This window comes from Paraburkholderia sp. SIMBA_053 (assembly GCF_046534895.1).
Classification (GTDB): Bacteria; Pseudomonadota; Gammaproteobacteria; order Burkholderiales; family Burkholderiaceae; genus Paraburkholderia; species Paraburkholderia caledonica.
In genome coordinates this window covers 1-249 of the sequence record NZ_JAWRXU010001312.1, presented here as the reverse complement: position 1 = coordinate 249, position 249 = coordinate 1, and the positions used below count along the sequence as shown (strand labels likewise).

1 protein-coding gene is annotated in these 249 nt (G+C 65.1%); it reads left to right on the top strand.

Annotated features, from left to right (window positions below; all coding sequences use genetic code 11):
- On the top strand, positions 1-202 hold a 202-nt coding region (locus SB753_RS39870; RefSeq protein ID WP_410805523.1), incomplete at its 5' end, for a hypothetical protein.
- Positions 203-249 lie beyond the last annotated feature (47 nt).

The following is a 249-nucleotide window of genomic DNA, read 5'->3' as shown; positions in this document are numbered from 1 at the left end:
CAATCACGGTATGTCGCATGGCTGCCTCCCGTTTGGCTACGACGGACAGCGCAGCGCGCGCCATCCCCATTACCTGTCGGATGCCGCAACGTTCATGCCGGAACGCGGCCATGCGCCGCCCGCCCGCCGCCGTGGGCGTGAGCGAAACGCTTTCTCGGACCGCCGTGGCCGCGTCGACCGCGCTTTTTACAATTCCGCGTAACGAGAGGAAGAGGCAAAAAGCCGCCGGCGAACCGCTTATTGGACGTG